Raw genomic sequence first — 17,217 nt, 5'->3', positions numbered from 1 at the left:
CCCGAGCGGCGTGTGGCCAGCCGCCGTGAAGCGTCGAGTCGAGTTCTCCTACACTCGGCACCGTGCCGACTGAACCGATGACGACGCCCGACGTCGGCGCAGATCGACCACGCCGTTGGGAGTATCCGGCCCTCGTGGCGCTCGGTGTAGCCGTGGTGCTCGTTCTGGGCCTGACGATCTTCCTGACGAACAGGTCCGATTCCGACGAAAATGCCGCCGCCGAACAGGACGCGGAACGCAGCGCTCAAGTCCAGAGCTTTCTCGATGCATGGGCCGCGGCTCAGATGTCCGACGATCCGTCGGGGCTGGCGAAGTTCGTCGACAGTGCCGCCGCACCCGGTGCGCTCGAGGCGGAAGTTCGACGAGCCACTGCAGCGGGAGCGCTCGAATTCTCCGACTGGGGATACGAGATTCCCAGCGGCGGCCTGACTCCGGCGCCGCGAACCGGTGCGCCGGACGGAGACGTCGAAGTATGGAATGCGCAAGTTCTGTTGCGGTACGCCCTCGACGGCGTCGACGCATTGCCCACGCGCAAGGCAGTGTCCATGACGCTCGCGAAACGCGGCGATCAGTGGTCGGTTCTTGCGGACGGGTCGATCGTCGGACTGGACGGCGCCCGAACGGCGGGCGAATCCTGGAACGGCCCCTGGGACTTCGGCCCGCTTGCCGTCGCCGAGAATTCTGCGGGTAACGCGCTGGTGATCGGCCACCCGGGTCAGCAGGCGTTCGTCGACGCTTTGGCTGCCGATGTGGACTCAGCCATCGAGAACACGACGCAGTTGTGGGGGCCGTGGTGGTCCGAGCGCGCGGTGCTCATGGTGGCGGGGTCCGCTGAGGAATTCACCGCACTGGTCGGCTCCCATCACGACGGCGCTTCGATTGCCGCAGTGTCGGTCGCGGATGCGACGGCGGACGGGTCATCCGACGTGAGTGGCCAGCGAGTGGTCTTCTCGCCTGCCGCGGCTTCGAGGTTGACCGACATCACCAGGCGAACGGTGTTGCGCCACGAACTGATGCACATAGCCGCCCGATCGAAAACCCGTGACGGGTCGCCGATGTGGGTATTGGAAGGGTTTGCCGAATACGCGGGAAACCGTGGATCCTCGCGGGCCTGGGGTGAGATCGCGCCGACTCTGGCGGCAGCGGTACGCTCCGGCGATACTCCGACCGAGTTTCCGGACGACACGCAGTTCAGCGGTGTACCGGTCGTGAGTTCACTGGCGTACGAATCGGCGTGGTCGATCAACGCGTATATCGCCGATCGATTCGGAGAAGCAAAGCTGACCGACCTCTTTCGCGCTCTCGCCTCCGGAAAGATGACGGCCGAAGACCTCGATTCGCGGATCCGAGCGGTCGTTGGCGTCGGAACCGAAGAATTGCGAACCGGATGGGTCGACTGGACCAACAGCCATCTGGGCTGAGTAGTTCGCGGCTGGGTCGATTGCAGCGGCGAGGTGCCCTTCGCACGTTTGAAGCACCGAGTGCCCTACGGTGGACGGATGCGCCGGACCCTCTTGGTGACCAACGATTTTCCTCCTCGCCCCGGAGGTATCCAGTCTTATCTCCACACGTTCGCCGGGCATCTGCCGCCGGACAAGTTGGTGGTGTACGCACCGCGGTGGCGGGGCGACTCGCACAAGAAGTTCGATGCGGCACAGCCTTTCGAGGTCGTTCGGCACCCGACGACGCTGATGCTGCCGTCGCCCTTTGTCGCTCGTCGAGCCGCGAAGTTGGTCAAGAAGCACGACTGCGAGTCGGTCTGGTTCGGTGCGGCAGCACCGTTGGCGTTGTTGGCACCGGTTGTTCGACGCGCCGGAGCGAGCCGAGTGATCGCGAGTACTCACGGCCACGAGGTCGGATGGTCGATGATTCCCGGTGCGCGGCAGTCGTTGCGTGTGATCGGTGACCACACCGATGCGGTGACGTTCGTCAGCAAATACACCCGTGGGCGGTTCTCGGCGGCCTTCGGCCCGCAAGCGGCGCTCGAGCACCTTCCTTCCGGAGTGGACACGTCAGTGTTCCACCCGGACTCGGTCGCCCGCGCGGAACTGCGTAAGCGATACGGGCTGGGCGAGCGGCCCACGATCCTGTGCCTGTCGCGGCTCGTGCCACGCAAGGGGCAGGACATGCTCATCAAGGCGCTGCCGACCGTACGCAAGAGCATTGACGGGGCGGTACTGGTGATCGTCGGAGGTGGGCCGTACGAGGACCATCTCCGCCAATTGGCGCGTAAGACCGGGATGGACGATCACGTCGTCTTCACGGGCACGGTGCCCGCCGCAGAGTTGGCGGCGCACCACACGATCGCCGACGTGTTCGCCATGCCGTGCCGTACCCGAGGCGCCGGATTGGACGTCGAAGGACTGGGAATCGTCTACCTCGAGGCCTCGGCTACCGGTGTGCCGGTCATCGCCGGGCGCAGTGGTGGCGCTCCGGAAACGGTGCAGCAGAACAAGACCGGGCTCGTGGTCGACGGCACCTCTGTTCGCGACGTCGCCGAATCCGTGATCGAGGTGCTGTCCGATCGTGATCGCGCGGCCGCGATGGGAGCAGCCGGCCGGGCATGGGTTGCCGAAGACTGGAAGTGGGACACGCTCGCTTCGAAGCTGCGTAATCTCCTCGGCTGAGCTACCGGGACTCGAACGCAAACGGCCCGCACCGAATTCGGTGCGGGCCGTTCGTTGCTGCGAGAAGCTGCTTGCCGAAAACCTACTTGGCGTAGATCTTTTCGATGTCGGCGGCAAAGCTCTCGTGCACGACGTTGCGCTTGAGCTTCATCGTGGGCGTGAGTTCGCCTGTGTCCTCGGAGAAGTCGACCGGAAGAATGCGGAACTTCTTGATCGCCTCGGCGTGTGAGACGAGCTTGTTGGCCTCGTCGATGGCGTCCTGGATTTCGCCGACCAGTTCGCCGTCCGAAACCAGGTCGGCCGCTGTGGTTCCTGCGGCCTTGTTGTTGCGCTCGTTCCAGGCGGGAAGAGCTTCGGCGTCGATGGTGATGAGGGCGCCGATGAAAGGCTTCTGGTCGCCGACCACGATGGCCTGGCTGATCAGCGGGTGCGCGCGAAGGGAATCTTCGAGCTGAGCGGGGGAGACGTTCTTGCCGCCTGCCGTGACGATGATTTCCTTCTTGCGGCCGGTGATGGTGATGTAGCCGTCCTTGTCGACGGTGCCGAGGTCGCCGGTGTGGAACCAGCCGTTCTCGATCGACTCGGCGGTGGCCTTCTCGTTGCGCCAGTAGCCGGTGAAGACCACCGGTCCCGAGAGGAGGATTTCGCCGTCTTCTGCGATACGAACGGAGTTGCCGGCCAACGGCTTTCCGACAGAACCGACCTTCTGTGCGCCGATGGTGTTGACGGCGAAGGCCGCGGTGGTTTCGGTCAGTCCGTAGCCCTCGTAGATCGTGACGCCGATACCGCGGAAGAAGTGGCCGAGTCGAGCGCCCAGAGGTGCACCACCGGAAATGGCCAGCTGGCACTGCCCGCCGAGCGCTGCGCGCAGCTTCGAGTACACGAGCTTGTCGAAGAGAGCGTGCTTGGCCTTGAGAACGATGCCGGCGCCGCCCTTGTCCTGCGCCTCGCTCCACGCGACGGCGGTGTCTGCGGCCGCGTCGAAGATCTTTCCCTTGCCGTCGCCGTGCGCCTTGGCGCGTGCGCTGTTGTAGACCTTCTCGAACACGCGCGGCACCGAGAGGATGAAGTCGGGCTTGAACTCGCCGAACGTCGGAACGAGGTTCGGGATGTCACTCGTGTGCCCCAGCGCTGCACCGGCGTCGAACGACGCGATGCTGACTGCGCGAGCGAGAACGTGCGCGAGCGGCAAGAACATCAGCGTGCGGACGCCAGGAGTCTTGAGCAGCGTGCCGAGGTTGGAGTCGAGGATGCCCTTCGACTCGGCAATCAGGTTGGAGTGCGTCAGCTGGCAGCCCTTGGGTCGGCCCGTGGTGCCCGACGTGTAGATCAGGGTCGCGGGATCGGATGCCTTCAGTGCCGCGACGCGGGCGTGGACGTCGTCGTCGGAGATGTCGGCGCCCAGTGCGGTCAATTCCTCGACGACACCCTTACCGCCCGCCGCGGCATCGATCTGGTAGACCGTGCGCAGCGCGGGTGCGGCTGCAGCGACGTCCTTCACGGTCGCGGCGTGAGTGTCGTTCTCGACGATGAGGTCGATTGCTTCGGAGTCCTCGAGAATCCAACGAACCTGCTCGGCTGCGGAGGTTTCGTAGATCGGAACCGTCACGCCACCGGCTGCCCAGATGGCGTAGTCGACGAGCGGCCATTCGAAACGCGTCGCCGACATGAGGCCGACGCGGTCGCCCTGCTCGACTCCGATCGCGATGAGGCCCTTGGCGACGGCAGTCACCTGAGCGGCGAAATCGCCTGCAGTGACATCGACCCATGCATTTCCGACTTTGCGCTTGTAGACAACCGCCGCCGGCTTCGTCTTCGCGAAGGCGAAGACCGAGTCGACCGCGGAGGCATCCTCGGGAATGGTGAACGTCTGGGGTGCGCTGAACTCAGGCACGAAATACCTCCGACACTGCGAAATACTGACGAGTAGGGTTTTCGTCTCCTACTGTAGTCGCATGTCCGACGCAGTTGTGGCCAGGCTTACAGTCTGTCCGGTATGTAGTGTTGCGACACCCCTCGACGCTTCGCGGACGCGATATGTGAAGCTACTTCGGTGAGCAGCATTCAGGTCGCAGACCAGACTTTCATCGCCGCCCCGCCCGAGCGGGTCGCCGAACTGTTGTCCTCGCGCGCGCAGTGGCGTCGCTGGTTCAGTGATCTCGAGCTCGAAGTCCGGGAAGATCGCGGTCCCGCAGGATTCCGTTGGGGAGTGTCAGGTCAGCTGGTCGGCACCATGGAGGTGTGGCTCGAACCGGTCATGGACGGGACGATCGCGCACTACTTCCTGCACTGTGAGCCGGTCGGCGTATCGCCGTCCGATCTGGCGACCCTCGACCTCGCCGGGATGAACCGCAAGCGTCGGGTCGATGGCAAGGTCATGTCGTTCCAGCTCAAACGCGAACTCGAAGCGGGACGTGCCGCCGGAGTAGCACCGGACTGATAATCGAAGCACTGCACGTTGTGCAGGTTCTGGACTTTTGACGAAGGAAGGTAGCGCAGTCGTATGGCCGAGAAGACCAAGGGGTTGATCAGCATCGACGCTCCTGCCGACGCCGTGATGGACGTCATCGCCGATTTCGAGCGGTACCCCGAGTGGGTGGCCGCGGCGAAGTCCGTCGAGGTGACGGCGCCGGGACAGGGCGGCCGCGCGGACCGAGTACGTTTCGTCCTCGACGCGGGGATGGTGAAGGACACCTACGAACTGCAGTATTCGTGGGCACCGGACGGTATGGCGGTGAGTTGGGAGCTGATCTCGGGCGAGATTCAGAAGTCCCAATTCGGTTCGTACACACTCGAGCCCGGCCCGAACGGCACCACGTCGGTCACATACGAGTTGACGGTCGACCTGACGATTCCGATGATCGGACTGTTCAAGCGCAAGGCCGAGAAGATCATCACCGACACAGCTCTGAAGGAACTGAAGAAGCGAGTCGAGGGCTGAGTGCCGGAGCAACGATCGCGCGTCCAACTGTTCGTCGGTAAAGGCGGAGTAGGCACGACGACGCTTGCCGCAGCGACTGCTGTGTCGGCTGCGACCGATGGGGCGAGAGTGCTGCTCGTGTCGATCGATCAGGCAGGTTCTCTTGCAGACGTCCTGGCCGTGCCGAATCCGCGAACGACCACATCTCTCACCGAGCGTCTCGACGTCCGGCAACTCGACACGTCAGCGCTCCTCGAGGACAAGTTCCGAGGATTGTCGGGGTTGATCGACGCTGCAGGAACTTTCGGAGCGGGAGATCACGAACACGGTTCGTCGTTCGAGGGCTTGGAACCGGAAGAGTTGACGGGATCCCTGGGCATCCAAGACATGCTCGGGCTCGCCGAGATCGTCGACCTCTCGGACAGCGGCGACTACGACCTCGTGATCGTGGACTGTCCGGCCGCCGCCGAAGCGCTGCGGATACTCGGCTCGCCGTCGATGGTGTCGGAGTATCTCGAGCGATTGTGGCCGCGGCACAGGCGGATGGTCGCTGTGACAGGTACGGACATGCGGCTGCTCCTGCTCGTGTCCGTCGTCGAACGCGTGCTCGCGTCGGTGGATCGGATCGCGGTTCACCTCTCGGATCGGGAGAACACCGGCGTGCGTGTGGTGACGTCGGCCGACGGCGTGTCGGTCGCGGCGACTCGTCGGACGTTGTCCGGGCTGGCTCTGGCCGGGTTGCGAGTTGACGGGATTGTGGTCAACAACCTTGTCCCGCAGTTCAACTCGTCCGCCGGGAAGGGTGTCGACGATTCACCGGCGGCGCAGTGGCTCGCGTCGATCCGGGCGGCTCAGGCACTCGTCGTGGACGAACTGCGTGGATCAACCGATGGAATGTCCGTCACAACGGTCGAACGCGCTTGCGCCGAACCGGTAGGGTTGGCCGCTCTGGGCGAGATCGCGGCCACGTTCGAGGGTGGAACGGGCACGGATTCGGGCACCGTCGGTACCGCGGACAACATCGTGGTGTCGTTGGAGTCCGGGACCGGAGTCGATTCGGTGTACGTGATGCGGATGTACCTTCCGCTCGTGGATCCGTCGTCGTTGTCGTTGGGCCGGGTGGAGGACGATGTGCTGGTGGGAGCAGACGGCGTACGACGCAGAGTTCGTTTGGCGTCGGTGCTGCGTCGTTGTGTCGTGAACGGGGCGGAGTTGGACGGCAGTTACCTGATCATCCGGTTCAGCCCGGATCCCGCGGTGTGGCCGGTATGAGCGAAGAGCACGAGCGCCTCGTCGCGGAGTTTCGCGCGCTGGCGGAAACCGTTCTGACGCGCCTGGAACCGGTGCTGCAGAAGGCCGCAGCAGCGACGGCCGACGTTGCGAGTGACTCGGCGTCCACGGACACGCAGCCGGTGTTCACCGGCTGCAGCTGGTGCCCGGTGTGCGCCCTCGCCGCACTGGTTCGCGGTGAGCACCACGAACTGTTGGCATTCCTCGCGGGTCAAGCAGCAGCATTCCTTGCGTTGCTTCGTGAGATTCTCGACGAGTTTCTCGGGGGGCCGTCAGGTCCCGATCGTGGACCCGAAGGCGGTCCGACGACGCCAGGTGCGGAGCGAACTCGGACGGCGGCATTTGTCCCGATCAACGTGTCGGTCAAGGACTGACTCAGTACCCCGGGTAGAGCGAACGGCCCGAGATGAGCACAATCGACACAATGGTCACCGACGCACGAGGCACCGATTCAGGGTGCGCACTCCAGCGGACGCCGCTCGCGCGGGAATCGTCGCGATGAGCGCGCGCCGCTTGAAAGCGGTCTCCGACTCCACCATGGACGACATCTTGACGGTCGGCATCGACGTCGGCGGGACGAGTATCAGGGCCTCCGTCGTGGACGTCGACGGACAAGTGCTCGAGATGATTCAAGCCCCGACCCCGCAGTCGGCCAGGGCACTCGAAGACGGTCTCGATCGCGTCGTGCGCGAATTGGTCACCAGGCACGAGGTATCGGCCGTGGGGTTGGCGGTCGCCGGCTTCATCACCTCCGATCGAAGCTCGGTTCGGTTCGCTCCGCACTTGCCGTGGGTGGACGCGCCGGTCGGAAGTGACTTGAGCAAGCGGCTCGGCTTGCCGGTCGTTCTCGAACACGACGCCAATGCAGCGGCTTTCGCGGAGCATCGATTCGGCGCGGCCGCAGGTGGCCGCAATGTCGTGATGGTGGCAATCGGGACCGGCATCGGTGGTGCGCTGCTGATCAACGGTGAGCTGTACCGGGGGAGTCACGGCGTCGCCCCCGAACTGGGCCACATCCAGGTCGTTCCGGGCGGGCGTCAGTGCGCGTGTGGCAAACGTGGGTGTTGGGAGCGCTATTGCAGCGGAACGGCGCTCGTCGACACGGCAATCGAACTGCTTGCCGCCGACCCGGCCGCGTCGACGGTCCTGGCGCGTGAGGTTGCGGTGGATCCTGGTTCGCTCACCGGTCGCCGGATCGCCAACGCCGCGCAGGACGGTGACCCACTCGCGCTGGCAACGATCGCCGAGTTCACCCGTTGGCTGGCCGTGGGTCTGGCCATGGTCGGTGACGTCTACGATCCCGATCTGGTCGTGATCGCCGGCGGCGTCGCGAGTTCTGCCCCACTGTTTCTCGACGACGCCCGCGAGCAGTACGCGACATTGTTGACCGGGGCGAAGCACCGCCCACTGGCCCGCATCCGTTCCGCTCAGCTGGGCGAAGCTGCGGGCATGGTCGGCGCCGCCGCATTGGCCCGATCGGTAGTGCCTCAGGATCTCGGTGGGGTCGACGGCGCTGGAACCACGTCTGCCGGACTGTGATCGGGTCGATCCTGCAGGGGCGTGTGTAGCGGGGGTTACCGGTCGGCAGTAAGGTCGTACTCAGCGAAATTCAGCTGTGAATGGGAGGGACGCCGTGTGGTATTGGCTCTTCAAGTATGTGTTGCTGGGGCCGATTCTCTGGCTGCTCGGGCGTCCGACGGTCAAGGGTCACGAGAACATTCCGACTGACGGGGCGGCCATTCTGGCCAGCAATCACCAGGCGGTTCTGGACTCGTTCTACCTTCCGCTTCGCGTCAACCGCCGCATCACGTTCCTTGCCAAGAGTGAGTACTTCACCGGTTCCGGTCTGAAGGGCGCTTTCCAGAAGTGGTTCTTCACCGCGGTCGGTCAGGTCCCCATCGACCGAACCGGTGCAGACGCGGCGCAGGATGCACTCAACGCCGGTCTCAAGGTCCTCGGTTCGGGCAGCCTGCTGGGTATCTACCCCGAGGGGACGCGCTCGCCTGACGGTCGCCTCTACAAAGGCAAGACCGGAATGGCGCGCCTCGCACTTGAATCGGGCGTCAAGGTGATCCCGGTAGCGATGGTCGGCACCGACAAGATGAATCCGATCGGCTCACGGATGTGGCGTCCCGCCAAGGTCACCGTGATCGTCGGCGAACCCATCGATTTCTCCCGCTTTGAAGGCATGGGCGGAAACCGCTTCGTCGAGCGCGCTGTGACCGACGAGGTGATGTACAAGTTGATGAAACTCTCCGGCCAGGAGTACGTGGACATCTACGCGGCGAGCCTCAAGAACCAGGCGCTCACGAAACCCGAAGCTGCCGTCGACGTTCCGGCGGAAGGCAGCGAGTCGGTTGTCGATCTCGTGGCCTCGGCCGAGTCGAAGGAATCCGCGAAGACCGACAAGGATTCGCTCCCGGACGCACAAGCCAGCTAGAGATTTCCCACACCGGCCGCACGCGCATTGGCTCCAGAGCCTGCGCGTGCGGCATAGTTTTCGGACGTGCGCTACTTCTACGACTGTGAATTCATCGAAGACGGTCGAACCATCGATCTCGTGTCCATCGGCGTTGTCTGTGAGGACGGCCGAGAGTACTACGCGGTTTCGACGGAGTTCGATCCCGCCCGTGCAGGTAGTTGGGTGCGCAAGAACGTGCTGCCGAAGTTGCCGCAGCCTTCGTCGCCGCTGTGGAAATCACGCGAGAAGATCCGCGACGATCTTCTGAAATTCTTCGTTCCGCGGCCGATGGTGGTTCCGGAGCTCTGGGCGTGGGTCGCCGCCTACGACCACGTCGCGCTGTGCCAGTTGTGGGGCGACATGACGGAACTACCGCAGTCGATGCCGCGGTACACCCGCGAACTCCGACAGTTCTGGGAAGACAACGGCAGTCCTGCCCTCCCGTCGGCGCCCGCCGACGCACACGACGCACTTGCCGACGCCAGGCACAACCTCGTGAAGTTCGACGCCATTTCGGCTGCACGGTCACTTCGCTGACCCAGGTTTCGGTGCGCGGGAAGTGTTCCGATTGGGCTGCGATCGAGAGCCTGTGTGACGCGCCGACGAGCGAGCGAATATCCTGTAGAGGTGAACTGGACTGTCGACGTGCCGATCGACCGCTTGCCCGAACTCCCGCCGCTGCCTGCCGGACTGCGTAAGCAGCTCGACGAGGCGCTCGCGAAGCCCGCTGCTCAGCAGCCCTCGTGGCCCGCTGACCAGGCGGCCGCCATGCGGACTGTGCTCGAGAGCGTGCCTCCCATCACGGTGGCCAGCGAAGTCGAGGCGCTGCAAGAGCGTCTCGCGCAGGTCGCGCGTGGTGAGGCATTTCTGCTCCAGGGCGGTGACTGCGCCGAGACCTTCGCGGACAACACCGAGCCGCACATCAAGGGAAACATCCGCACGTTGCTGCAGATGGCCGTCGTGCTCACCTACGGTTCCTCGATGCCGGTCGTCAAGGTCGCTCGCATCGCCGGCCAGTACGCCAAACCGCGCTCGGCCGACATCGACTCGTTGGGTCTGAAGTCCTACCGCGGCGACATGATCAACTCGCTCGTCGCCGACGAGGCAGTCCGCGCCCACGATCCTTCGCGACTGGTGCGTGCATACGCCAACGCCAGCGCCGCGATGAACCTGGTTCGCGCACTCACCGGCGCCGGCATGGCCGACCTGCACAAGGTGCACGATTGGAACCGCGAATTCGTCGCAGCGTCGCCCGCGGGCGCACGCTACGAGCAACTGGCAGCCGAGATCGACCGCGGCCTGCAGTTCATGAACGCGTGTGGCGTCACCGATCCGAGCCTGCACCAGGCACAGATCTTTGCCAGCCACGAGGCCCTGGTTCTCGACTACGAGCGCGCGATGCTGCGTCTCGACAACGACAGCGATCACCCCAAGCTCTACGACCTGTCGGCTCACTTCCTCTGGATCGGTGACCGCACTCGTCAGCTCGACGGCGCGCACATCGCCTTCGCCGAGTTGGTGTCCAACCCGATCGGCCTCAAGATCGGCCCGAGCACGACGCCGGAAATGGCGGTGGAATACGTCGAGCGTCTCGACCCCACCAACAAGCCGGGTCGTCTGACTCTGATCTCGCGCATGGGCAACGGCAAGGTCCGCGACCTGCTGCCGGCGATCATCGAGAAGGTCCAAGCCACCGGTCACCAGGTCATCTGGCAGTGCGATCCGATGCACGGCAACACCCACGAAGCCTCCACCGGGTACAAGACGCGCCACTTCGACCGCATCGTCGACGAGGTTCAGGGATTCTTCGAGGTCCACAACGGTCTCGGCACGCATCCGGGTGGCATCCACGTCGAGCTGACCGGTGAGAACGTCACCGAGTGCCTCGGCGGCGCGCAGGACATCTCCGACCTCGATCTCGGCGGTCGCTACGAGACGGCGTGCGACCCCCGATTGAACACCCAACAGTCGTTGGAGCTCGCGTTCCTCGTGGCCGAGATGCTGCGAGGCTGAAACCTTGCTTCGCCGAAGCTGATTCGCGCCCGGCATTGATTTTCGGCAAACGCCCTCACCCGCTCGCGCAGGTGGGGGCGTTCGCTATTGCGTGAATCGTGTGACGAATCGGCGCTGCCAGGGCATTTCGACGGCGCGAGGTGAGTAACGTGCGCGAACGTACGCGGTGGCGTCCTTACTGGGCACTCCGTCCATGACGGCAAGAGCGGCCAACGCTGTTCCGGTGCGGCCGTATCCACCACCGCACGCGATCTCGACTCTTTCGGTTTCCGAGCGCACCCACACTTCGTGCAAGGCCCTGCGCAGCGCATCGGGATCGCTAGGCAACCAGAAATCTCGCCAGCGGACCCACTCCGACTCCCACTCGGTGTCGGGAGGTTCTTTACCGGTCAGATAGACGCCGAAGGTGGGGAGAGGTCCCGAAGGAAGTGGATTGCGGAGTCCTCGACCCCGAATCGATCTCCCCGACGGCAAGTCGAGTATCCCAATGCTCTCGGGTTCCCACGTGGCCATGAATTCAGATTAGGCCGAAGCGGACTGTCAGGGAATTGCGACGACGCTGATGTCGGTGCCCTTGGCAACGAGGTCGTTCTTGACGCTCTGGCTGATGATGACCGAGCTGTCGTTCTGGGTGAGCTGACGCACGGTGATCTCGAGGCCGAGGCGGCCGAGTTCTTCGCGTGCTGAAGAGACGGAGCGGCCGATCAGCGAGGGAACCTTGACGGAATCGGAGATGAGCAGAACCACGGAGGTGCCGGCGTTGACGGAGGACCCGACTGCGGGATCGGTGCCGATCACGCTACCGCCCTCGACGGCGTCGTCGAACGTTGTTCTGGTGGTGCTGACTGAGATGCCTACCTTGTCGAGGGCGGCGCGCGCAGCGTTCTCGGACATGCCCTTCACATCGGGAATGTCCACGGGCGGTGACCCTTTGGATGTGATGACCTTGACCGAGGAGCCCACGGCAACTTCGGTTCCCGGTGCCGGGTCGAGCGCGGCCACGCCGCCGATCGGGATCTTGGAGCTGAATGTGTCCCCGCCGTCGACCGCGACGAGAGTGCGGTCGGCGAGTTGTGCGCCCAGGGCCGAGACGTCGCCGCCGGCCGGAATGGGCGGGACAGTCGGACGCCCGAGCGAAGTCAGCAGCGCGACGGTCGAGCCTTTGGTAACCCTCGAGCCGGAGGCCGGGTCCGTCCCGATCACCGTGTCGATGGGTTGGGCGTCGGAGTACTGACCCTGGACGTCGGGGGAGAGCCCGGCGTCCTGCAGAGCGGTGACCGCAGTGTCCTTGGTCAGCCCGTCGATCGAGGGAACAGCTGTATAGCGGCCCGAGCCCATCCACCATCCGCCGAAGCCCAACGCGAGCGCGAGGACCGCGATGACGAGCAGCCAGATCAGGGTGGCTCGTCGCGATTTACGACGTGCCTCGACAAAATGAGCATGCGGATCGTCGTGCCCCGGGTGGTCGTCGCCGAAATCGGAACCGTCGTCGAAATCCGAGTCGCCGTCGACCGTCGCCGGACGAGCAGTTTGTGCGGTGACCGCGCGAGTGTGCTGGATACCGCCAGGGGGAGGAGAGCCCGTGCCGAGCGCCGTGGTGGCTGCCACAGCCGGGGCCACGCCGGACGCCAATACCGTCGTGGCAGCAGGGTTCGGGCGCGCAGCAGAGTTCGGGTGTACCTCCGTGGGAGGCGCAGGCGCCGGTTGTGGCCGGGCCGGGGCAACTTGCGCGCTCTGGTGCTGGGCGCTTCGACGCGGAGCGGGAACGCGGTATGACGGAAGTTCCAGTTGCTCGCTCACACTGCGAAGTGCAGCTGCCATCTCACCGGCGTCGGCGAAACGATGTGCGGGCTCGCGGTGAGTGGCTTCGGCAACCAGACGATCGAACTGCGCCGGTACACCGGGGATACGTGAACCTGGGCGCGGGACATCGTCGTGGATGCGTTGGTAGGCGATGGAGAGTGACGTATCGCCGGTGAACGGTGTTGTACCGGTGAGAAGTTCGAACATCAACACGCCGGTGGAATAGACGTCGCTTCGAGTGTCGGCAATTCCTGACGTCACCTGTTCCGGCGACAGATAGGCCGCGGTGCCGAGGATCACGCTGTTGGAGGTGGTGGTTGCTGCCGCAGCTGCACGCACCAATCCGAAGTCGGCGATCTTCACTTCGCCGGTGTCCGAGATCAAGATGTTCTCGGGTTTGACATCACGGTGAACCAGTCCCGCTCGATGCGCCACCGCCAACGCGTCCAGGACAGGTGCCACGACTGCAGCGACTGCGTGTGGCGGCATCGGTCCGCGCTCACGAAGGAGTTCACGCAAGGTTCCACCGTCGACGAGTTCCATCACGAGGAACACGTGATTGCGATCGCTGCCTTGGTCGTAGACGGCCACAAGGGCCGGATGCTTGAGTCGGGCCACGGCCCGGGCCTCGAACTCGAAACGAGTCAGGAACGCTGGATCGCCGGCGAATTGCGGGTCCATCACCTTGATCGCGACAGGCCGATCCAACCGTGTATCGAGGCCTCGATACACGGTCGACATACCGCCGCGCGCGATCGGTGCGTCCACTCGATAGCGGCGCTCGAGCATTTCGCCGATCAACCCTCGACCTCCGTAATGACTGTTCCTCCGTGCTTGCGATCTGTCTGCTTGCGGTCTGGGTGGTAGCTGTCAGCATGTGGGTGGTTGTATACCGCGTACTGGTTCCCGCAGTGAGGGCACCGATTCACATCCACCGCGAAATCCCGGTTACTGATACGCCGCATCCCGTCCATCGTAGCCAGCGATACCGACGCGGAAGTCTCGACAACGTCACAGAGCGCTGTGACCTGAGCGGAGCGGCAGTTTCGAGCACTGCACCGGGCGGTACACAGCGGGTTCGCCGGACCGGATAAACTTCTCGCGGTGAGCGCGATTCCTTATTGTGATGATGTCCTGGATTCTTCGGTTTCCCTGTTCCAGCTTGTGGATGTGGCGAAGAACGTCGGGTTGCCGGTGAGCAAGGTTCACCAGTTGCTTCGCGATCACAAGATCATCGCAGTCAAGCGGCATGGCGTTCTCGGTGTCCCCGAAGTGTTCTTCGGCGAGGACGGCCAGATCGTCAAGTGGCTGCCCGGTCTGCTGGCGGTGCTGCACGACGGCGGTTACACCGAGATCGAAATCCTCCGCTGGTTGTTCCTGGCCGACGATTCCCTGCCGGGGCGCCCGGTGGACGCACTGCATGGTGATCTCGCGCGTGAGGTCATCCGCCGCGCACAGGCCATGGCTTTCTGAGCTGCCGGCCTTCTGACAACTCACCGCATGCGGTTTTTCGCCGCGTAGGTTGCCGACCGGACCAGACCCGGCGCAGCGACTCGAAGTCGCGTGCGTCCGGGAACGGACACACGTCGATGCAGTATCCGGAAGTCGGCGCGCTCGACCTGGTCGAGAATTGCTCCGTACAACACGAAAGCCGTGCGGATCGACGGCTGGACCCGCCGATCGAGCATCGGGATGCCGGATTCGGCAGACCGATACCGCCCCCGCGTCACGGCAATGAAGTGCGCCAGCGCGCGCTTGACCCGAACGTCCACCGTTCCGGTTCTGCGCCCGTGCTCGAGCATCTCGATGTCGACCCCGAATGCGGCGAACTCGCCTGCCGGTAGATACAGACGTCCCCGGTCGAGGTCTTCACCGACGTCGCGGATGAAGTTGGTCAGCTGAAACGCCTCACCGAGATTCGACGCGGGCACTACAGCTTCCTGCTGCGGAACGCTCACTCCGAGAATCGGGAGCATCTGCAAACCGATGACGACGGCGGAGCCGTACATGTACTCGGCAAGCTCGTCCATCGTGTCGTAGACGGGTCGAAACTTCGCCGTGTCGGGGGCGTCCATCCGCATGGACTCGAAGAAGGCGTCGAAATATGCGCGCGGGATGTCGAACGTCTTCACAGCATCCGCGAAGGCGGGGAGTACGCGTGTCAGGTCGAGGGGAACCGTCGACGGGAAGCCACCTGTCGCAGTGGGGTTGTCGAGTGCGTTGACGGCTGCACGTTCGACGTCGGCGAGCACCGTGCCTCGTTCATGCGGACCCGAGGGTTCGTCCACGATGTCGTCGACGACGCGAGCAAATGCGTAGAGCGCGTGAACTGCGCGGCGTCGAGGTACGGGCAACAACCGGGTGGCCAGAAAGTACGTTCGGCCGTGTTCCCTCGTCACGTCCTCGCAGAATTCATAGGACGCAGGCAGTGCGTTCATGACACGCGGATCACGCAGATCCTGACGTCGAGGGCGCCGAGGCGGCTGACGTCATTTCGATCGGTTTCTCGTGTTTGCGTCCACGAAGTCGCAGTGGGTCTTCCGTCTGCAAGGACATCGCCGCGATCACGGCAGCGACGATGGCCAGAGCCACGTGCGGGAAGGTGTACAGGCCGATCGATCCGTCCGGCTGGAACACCAGCATCAGCCAGGTGGACAGCCCGGTCAGTACGGCGAGAGTCGTCGGCGACATTGCGAAACCGGCAGCTACTGCCAGCGGCCAGGAGTAGTACCAGGGGAGTGCTGCGGGGGACAGAACGACGATGGCGACCATCACGATCACGATGCCCATGACGGCGTCGCGCTCGGTCTTGCGGTAGCGCCACCACACGACGGCGATGATCGCGATCAACACAACCGCCGAGATGGTCCGGGAGACTTCGAGGATGTCGTTGAAATGGTCGCCGGCGAACCAGGAGGTTGCCATGGTTCCGATGTGCGCCACGATCGTGGGCAGCGAGAGCCAGTTGATGATCTTTGCCGAACCGGAGAGTGCCGTCGTCCAGCCGAGGCCGACTCCGGCGATCAGTGAGGTGGATCCGAGTACCGCCACGAACACCGCGAAACCTGCGCCGGCCGTTTTGACGAACGATCGGATCGGTGACGCCGGTTCTCGCCCGGCGGCTGCGGCGTCCTCCCGCTCATGGATCATCCAGATCCAGACTATGAAGGGAAGTGCGACGCCTGCGGTTGCCTTGATCGCGACGGCAAGCGCGATCAGCCCGATCCCGAAGAGGTGCTTGCGTTCGAGAGCGAGCGCAATGCCTGCGGCCATGAGGCCGACCATGAGCATCTCGTTGTGAACGCCGCCGATCAGGTGGATCAGGACGAGGGGATTGAGTACTGCGAGCCACAGGGCGATCGAGGTGTTTCCGCCGAGCTTCGTCGCGAGATGGGGAACGGCCCACATCATCAGGGCGAGTCCGGGGAGCATCGTGATCCGCAACAGCATCGTGCCGGCGATGACGTTCTCACCGGTCAGCCGAACGATGGCGTCGGCAAGGAGAAGGTGAACCGGACCGTACGGGGTAGTTGTCGTTGTCCACACGTTGGAGACGTTGTCGAGCAGGATTCCCGGATTGACGACGGGGCCGACGGCATACGGGTCGAAGCCGTTGCGCAACAACGCGCCTTGCGCCAGGTAGGAGTAGGCGTCACGGCTGAACATGGGCACCGCGAACAGCAGCGGAAACGTCCAGACCGGGACGACGTAGCGCAATCCGCGCAACGAGACGTCACCGCGCAGAGTCGAGCGGCCCAGTCGAACCCAGGCGGCGATCATGCACAGGACACCGATCCAGACGATGGCCGCCGACAGAATCGATCCGTGGCCGAAACGGAGCCAGGACAGATGCATCGACTCGAGCAGCGGATCTTGGCGCCGGACGCTACCGGCACCGAATCCGCCGAAAGTGATCATGACTGCGCCGAAGAAACCGAGCAGTGCACTGTGACCTTCGGGAGTCCGAAGGAAATTGGCGGCCCTTAGGTGCCACGGTCTTTCAGTGGCTGCGGCAGAGGACGTCATCGGTGCAGGTTCCTCCCCCGAGGAGATCGGTGTCGATCGGCGCATGCAGCGCCCGAGTCGGTGAATCGTGGATGAAT

Annotated in this window: 16 protein-coding genes; 11 read left to right on the top strand and 5 right to left on the bottom strand. The window is 64.2% G+C overall.

Going from position 1 to position 17,217, the window contains the following annotated elements:
- Window positions 1–62: 62 nt before the first annotated feature.
- Together ACBG85_RS16795 and ACBG85_RS16790 are read left to right on the top strand one after the other, a co-directional pair.
- A complete protein-coding gene (locus ACBG85_RS16795; protein WP_372024075.1) occupies window positions 63–1,421 on the top strand; it encodes a peptidase MA family metallohydrolase in 1,359 nt (452 codons plus the stop codon).
- A gap of 78 nt (window positions 1,422–1,499) precedes the next feature.
- A complete protein-coding gene (locus ACBG85_RS16790) occupies window positions 1,500–2,627 on the top strand; it encodes a glycosyltransferase family 4 protein (RefSeq protein ID WP_003941734.1) in 1,128 nt (375 codons plus the stop codon).
- An 82-nt stretch (window positions 2,628–2,709) separates the two neighbouring features.
- On the opposite strand, the gene ACBG85_RS16785 is transcribed toward ACBG85_RS16790, so the two are convergent.
- Window positions 2,710–4,521, bottom strand: a complete 1,812-nt coding sequence (locus ACBG85_RS16785; protein ID WP_007730067.1) for a long-chain fatty acid--CoA ligase — start codon at window positions 4,519–4,521, stop codon at window positions 2,710–2,712.
- A gap of 159 nt (window positions 4,522–4,680) precedes the next feature.
- Here ACBG85_RS16785 and ACBG85_RS16780 point away from each other — a divergent pair, with 159 nt between their 5' ends.
- The 8 genes from ACBG85_RS16780 to ACBG85_RS16745 all read left to right on the top strand — a co-directional run bounded on the left by ACBG85_RS16780 (window position 4,681) and on the right by ACBG85_RS16745 (window position 11,311).
- Window positions 4,681–5,067 (top strand): hypothetical protein, encoded by a 387-nt coding sequence (locus ACBG85_RS16780; protein WP_003941776.1) that lies wholly within the window; start codon window positions 4,681–4,683, stop codon window positions 5,065–5,067.
- A 63-nt stretch (window positions 5,068–5,130) separates the two neighbouring features.
- A complete protein-coding gene (locus tag ACBG85_RS16775; protein WP_003941701.1) occupies window positions 5,131–5,568 on the top strand; it encodes an SRPBCC family protein in 438 nt (145 codons plus the stop codon).
- The gene (locus tag ACBG85_RS16770) at window positions 5,569–6,819 is read left to right on the top strand and encodes an ArsA family ATPase (protein WP_218694893.1); all 1,251 of its coding nucleotides are present in this window, start codon (window positions 5,569–5,571) and stop codon (window positions 6,817–6,819) included.
- Window positions 6,816–7,211 carry a hypothetical protein gene (locus ACBG85_RS16765; RefSeq protein WP_372024072.1) on the top strand — a complete coding sequence of 132 codons (396 nt, stop codon included), beginning with the start codon at window positions 6,816–6,818 and terminating at the stop codon, window positions 7,209–7,211. Before ACBG85_RS16770 ends, ACBG85_RS16765 begins: the two co-directional genes overlap by 4 nt.
- 124 nt (window positions 7,212–7,335) lie before the next feature.
- Window positions 7,336–8,376, top strand: coding sequence for an ROK family protein (locus tag ACBG85_RS16760; protein ID WP_020969875.1), 1,041 nt, complete (start codon window positions 7,336–7,338; stop codon window positions 8,374–8,376).
- A gap of 94 nt (window positions 8,377–8,470) precedes the next feature.
- A complete protein-coding gene (locus tag ACBG85_RS16755) occupies window positions 8,471–9,277 on the top strand; it encodes a 1-acyl-sn-glycerol-3-phosphate acyltransferase (RefSeq protein ID WP_218694892.1) in 807 nt (268 codons plus the stop codon).
- Between the two features lie 66 nt (window positions 9,278–9,343).
- The gene (locus ACBG85_RS16750) at window positions 9,344–9,835 is read left to right on the top strand and encodes a polyadenylate-specific 3'-exoribonuclease AS (RefSeq protein ID WP_003941683.1); all 492 of its coding nucleotides are present in this window, start codon (window positions 9,344–9,346) and stop codon (window positions 9,833–9,835) included.
- A gap of 90 nt (window positions 9,836–9,925) precedes the next feature.
- On the top strand, window positions 9,926–11,311 hold the full coding sequence (locus tag ACBG85_RS16745) for a class II 3-deoxy-7-phosphoheptulonate synthase (protein ID WP_007730070.1): 1,386 nt from the start codon (window positions 9,926–9,928) through the stop codon (window positions 11,309–11,311).
- A gap of 84 nt (window positions 11,312–11,395) precedes the next feature.
- Here the strand turns inward: ACBG85_RS16745 and ACBG85_RS16740 are convergent, their stop codons facing one another.
- Together ACBG85_RS16740 and pknB are read right to left on the bottom strand one after the other, a co-directional pair.
- A complete protein-coding gene (locus tag ACBG85_RS16740) occupies window positions 11,396–11,824 on the bottom strand; it encodes a protein-tyrosine phosphatase family protein (RefSeq protein ID WP_003941706.1) in 429 nt (142 codons plus the stop codon).
- A 27-nt stretch (window positions 11,825–11,851) separates the two neighbouring features.
- Window positions 11,852–13,915, bottom strand: a complete 2,064-nt coding sequence (gene pknB / locus ACBG85_RS16735; protein WP_003941667.1) for a Stk1 family PASTA domain-containing Ser/Thr kinase — start codon at window positions 13,913–13,915, stop codon at window positions 11,852–11,854.
- Between the two features lie 303 nt (window positions 13,916–14,218).
- Here pknB and ACBG85_RS16730 point away from each other — a divergent pair, with 303 nt between their 5' ends.
- A complete protein-coding gene (locus ACBG85_RS16730) occupies window positions 14,219–14,587 on the top strand; it encodes an Rv2175c family DNA-binding protein (RefSeq protein WP_075833441.1) in 369 nt (122 codons plus the stop codon).
- Between the two features lie 20 nt (window positions 14,588–14,607).
- Here the strand turns inward: ACBG85_RS16730 and ACBG85_RS16725 are convergent, their stop codons facing one another.
- Both ACBG85_RS16725 and ACBG85_RS16720 read right to left on the bottom strand, forming a co-directional pair.
- Window positions 14,608–15,552, bottom strand: a complete 945-nt coding sequence (locus ACBG85_RS16725) for a phytoene/squalene synthase family protein (protein WP_064689161.1) — start codon at window positions 15,550–15,552, stop codon at window positions 14,608–14,610.
- A gap of 10 nt (window positions 15,553–15,562) precedes the next feature.
- On the bottom strand, window positions 15,563–17,140 hold the full coding sequence (locus tag ACBG85_RS16720) for an alpha-(1->6)-mannopyranosyltransferase A (protein ID WP_003941737.1): 1,578 nt from the start codon (window positions 17,138–17,140) through the stop codon (window positions 15,563–15,565).
- Between the last annotated feature and the right edge of the window lie 77 nt (window positions 17,141–17,217).

This window comes from Rhodococcus sp. NyZ502, assembly GCF_041464245.1.
GTDB lineage: Bacteria > Actinomycetota > Actinomycetes > Mycobacteriales > Mycobacteriaceae > Rhodococcus_F > Rhodococcus_F qingshengii.
Note: the sequence above shows the minus strand (reverse complement) of the source record. Positions and strands in the feature narration are given on the sequence as shown.

Excerpts from the sequence above, each read along its gene's own strand:
- ACBG85_RS16790 (WP_003941734.1), top strand. The coding sequence starts at position 1,500 with ATGCGCCGGACCCTCTTGGTGACCAACGATTTTCCTCCTCGCCCCGGA.
- ACBG85_RS16775 (WP_003941701.1), top strand. The coding sequence starts at position 5,131 with ATGGCCGAGAAGACCAAGGGGTTGATCAGCATCGACGCTCCTGCCGAC.
- ACBG85_RS16765 (WP_372024072.1), top strand. The coding sequence starts at position 6,816 with ATGAGCGAAGAGCACGAGCGCCTCGTCGCGGAGTTTCGCGCGCTGGCG.
- ACBG85_RS16760 (WP_020969875.1), top strand. The coding sequence starts at position 7,336 with ATGAGCGCGCGCCGCTTGAAAGCGGTCTCCGACTCCACCATGGACGAC.
- ACBG85_RS16740 (WP_003941706.1), bottom strand. The coding sequence starts at position 11,824 with ATGGCCACGTGGGAACCCGAGAGCATTGGGATACTCGACTTGCCGTCG.
- ACBG85_RS16725 (WP_064689161.1), bottom strand. The coding sequence starts at position 15,552 with ATGAACGCACTGCCTGCGTCCTATGAATTCTGCGAGGACGTGACGAGG.
- ACBG85_RS16720 (WP_003941737.1), bottom strand. The coding sequence starts at position 17,140 with ATGACGTCCTCTGCCGCAGCCACTGAAAGACCGTGGCACCTAAGGGCC.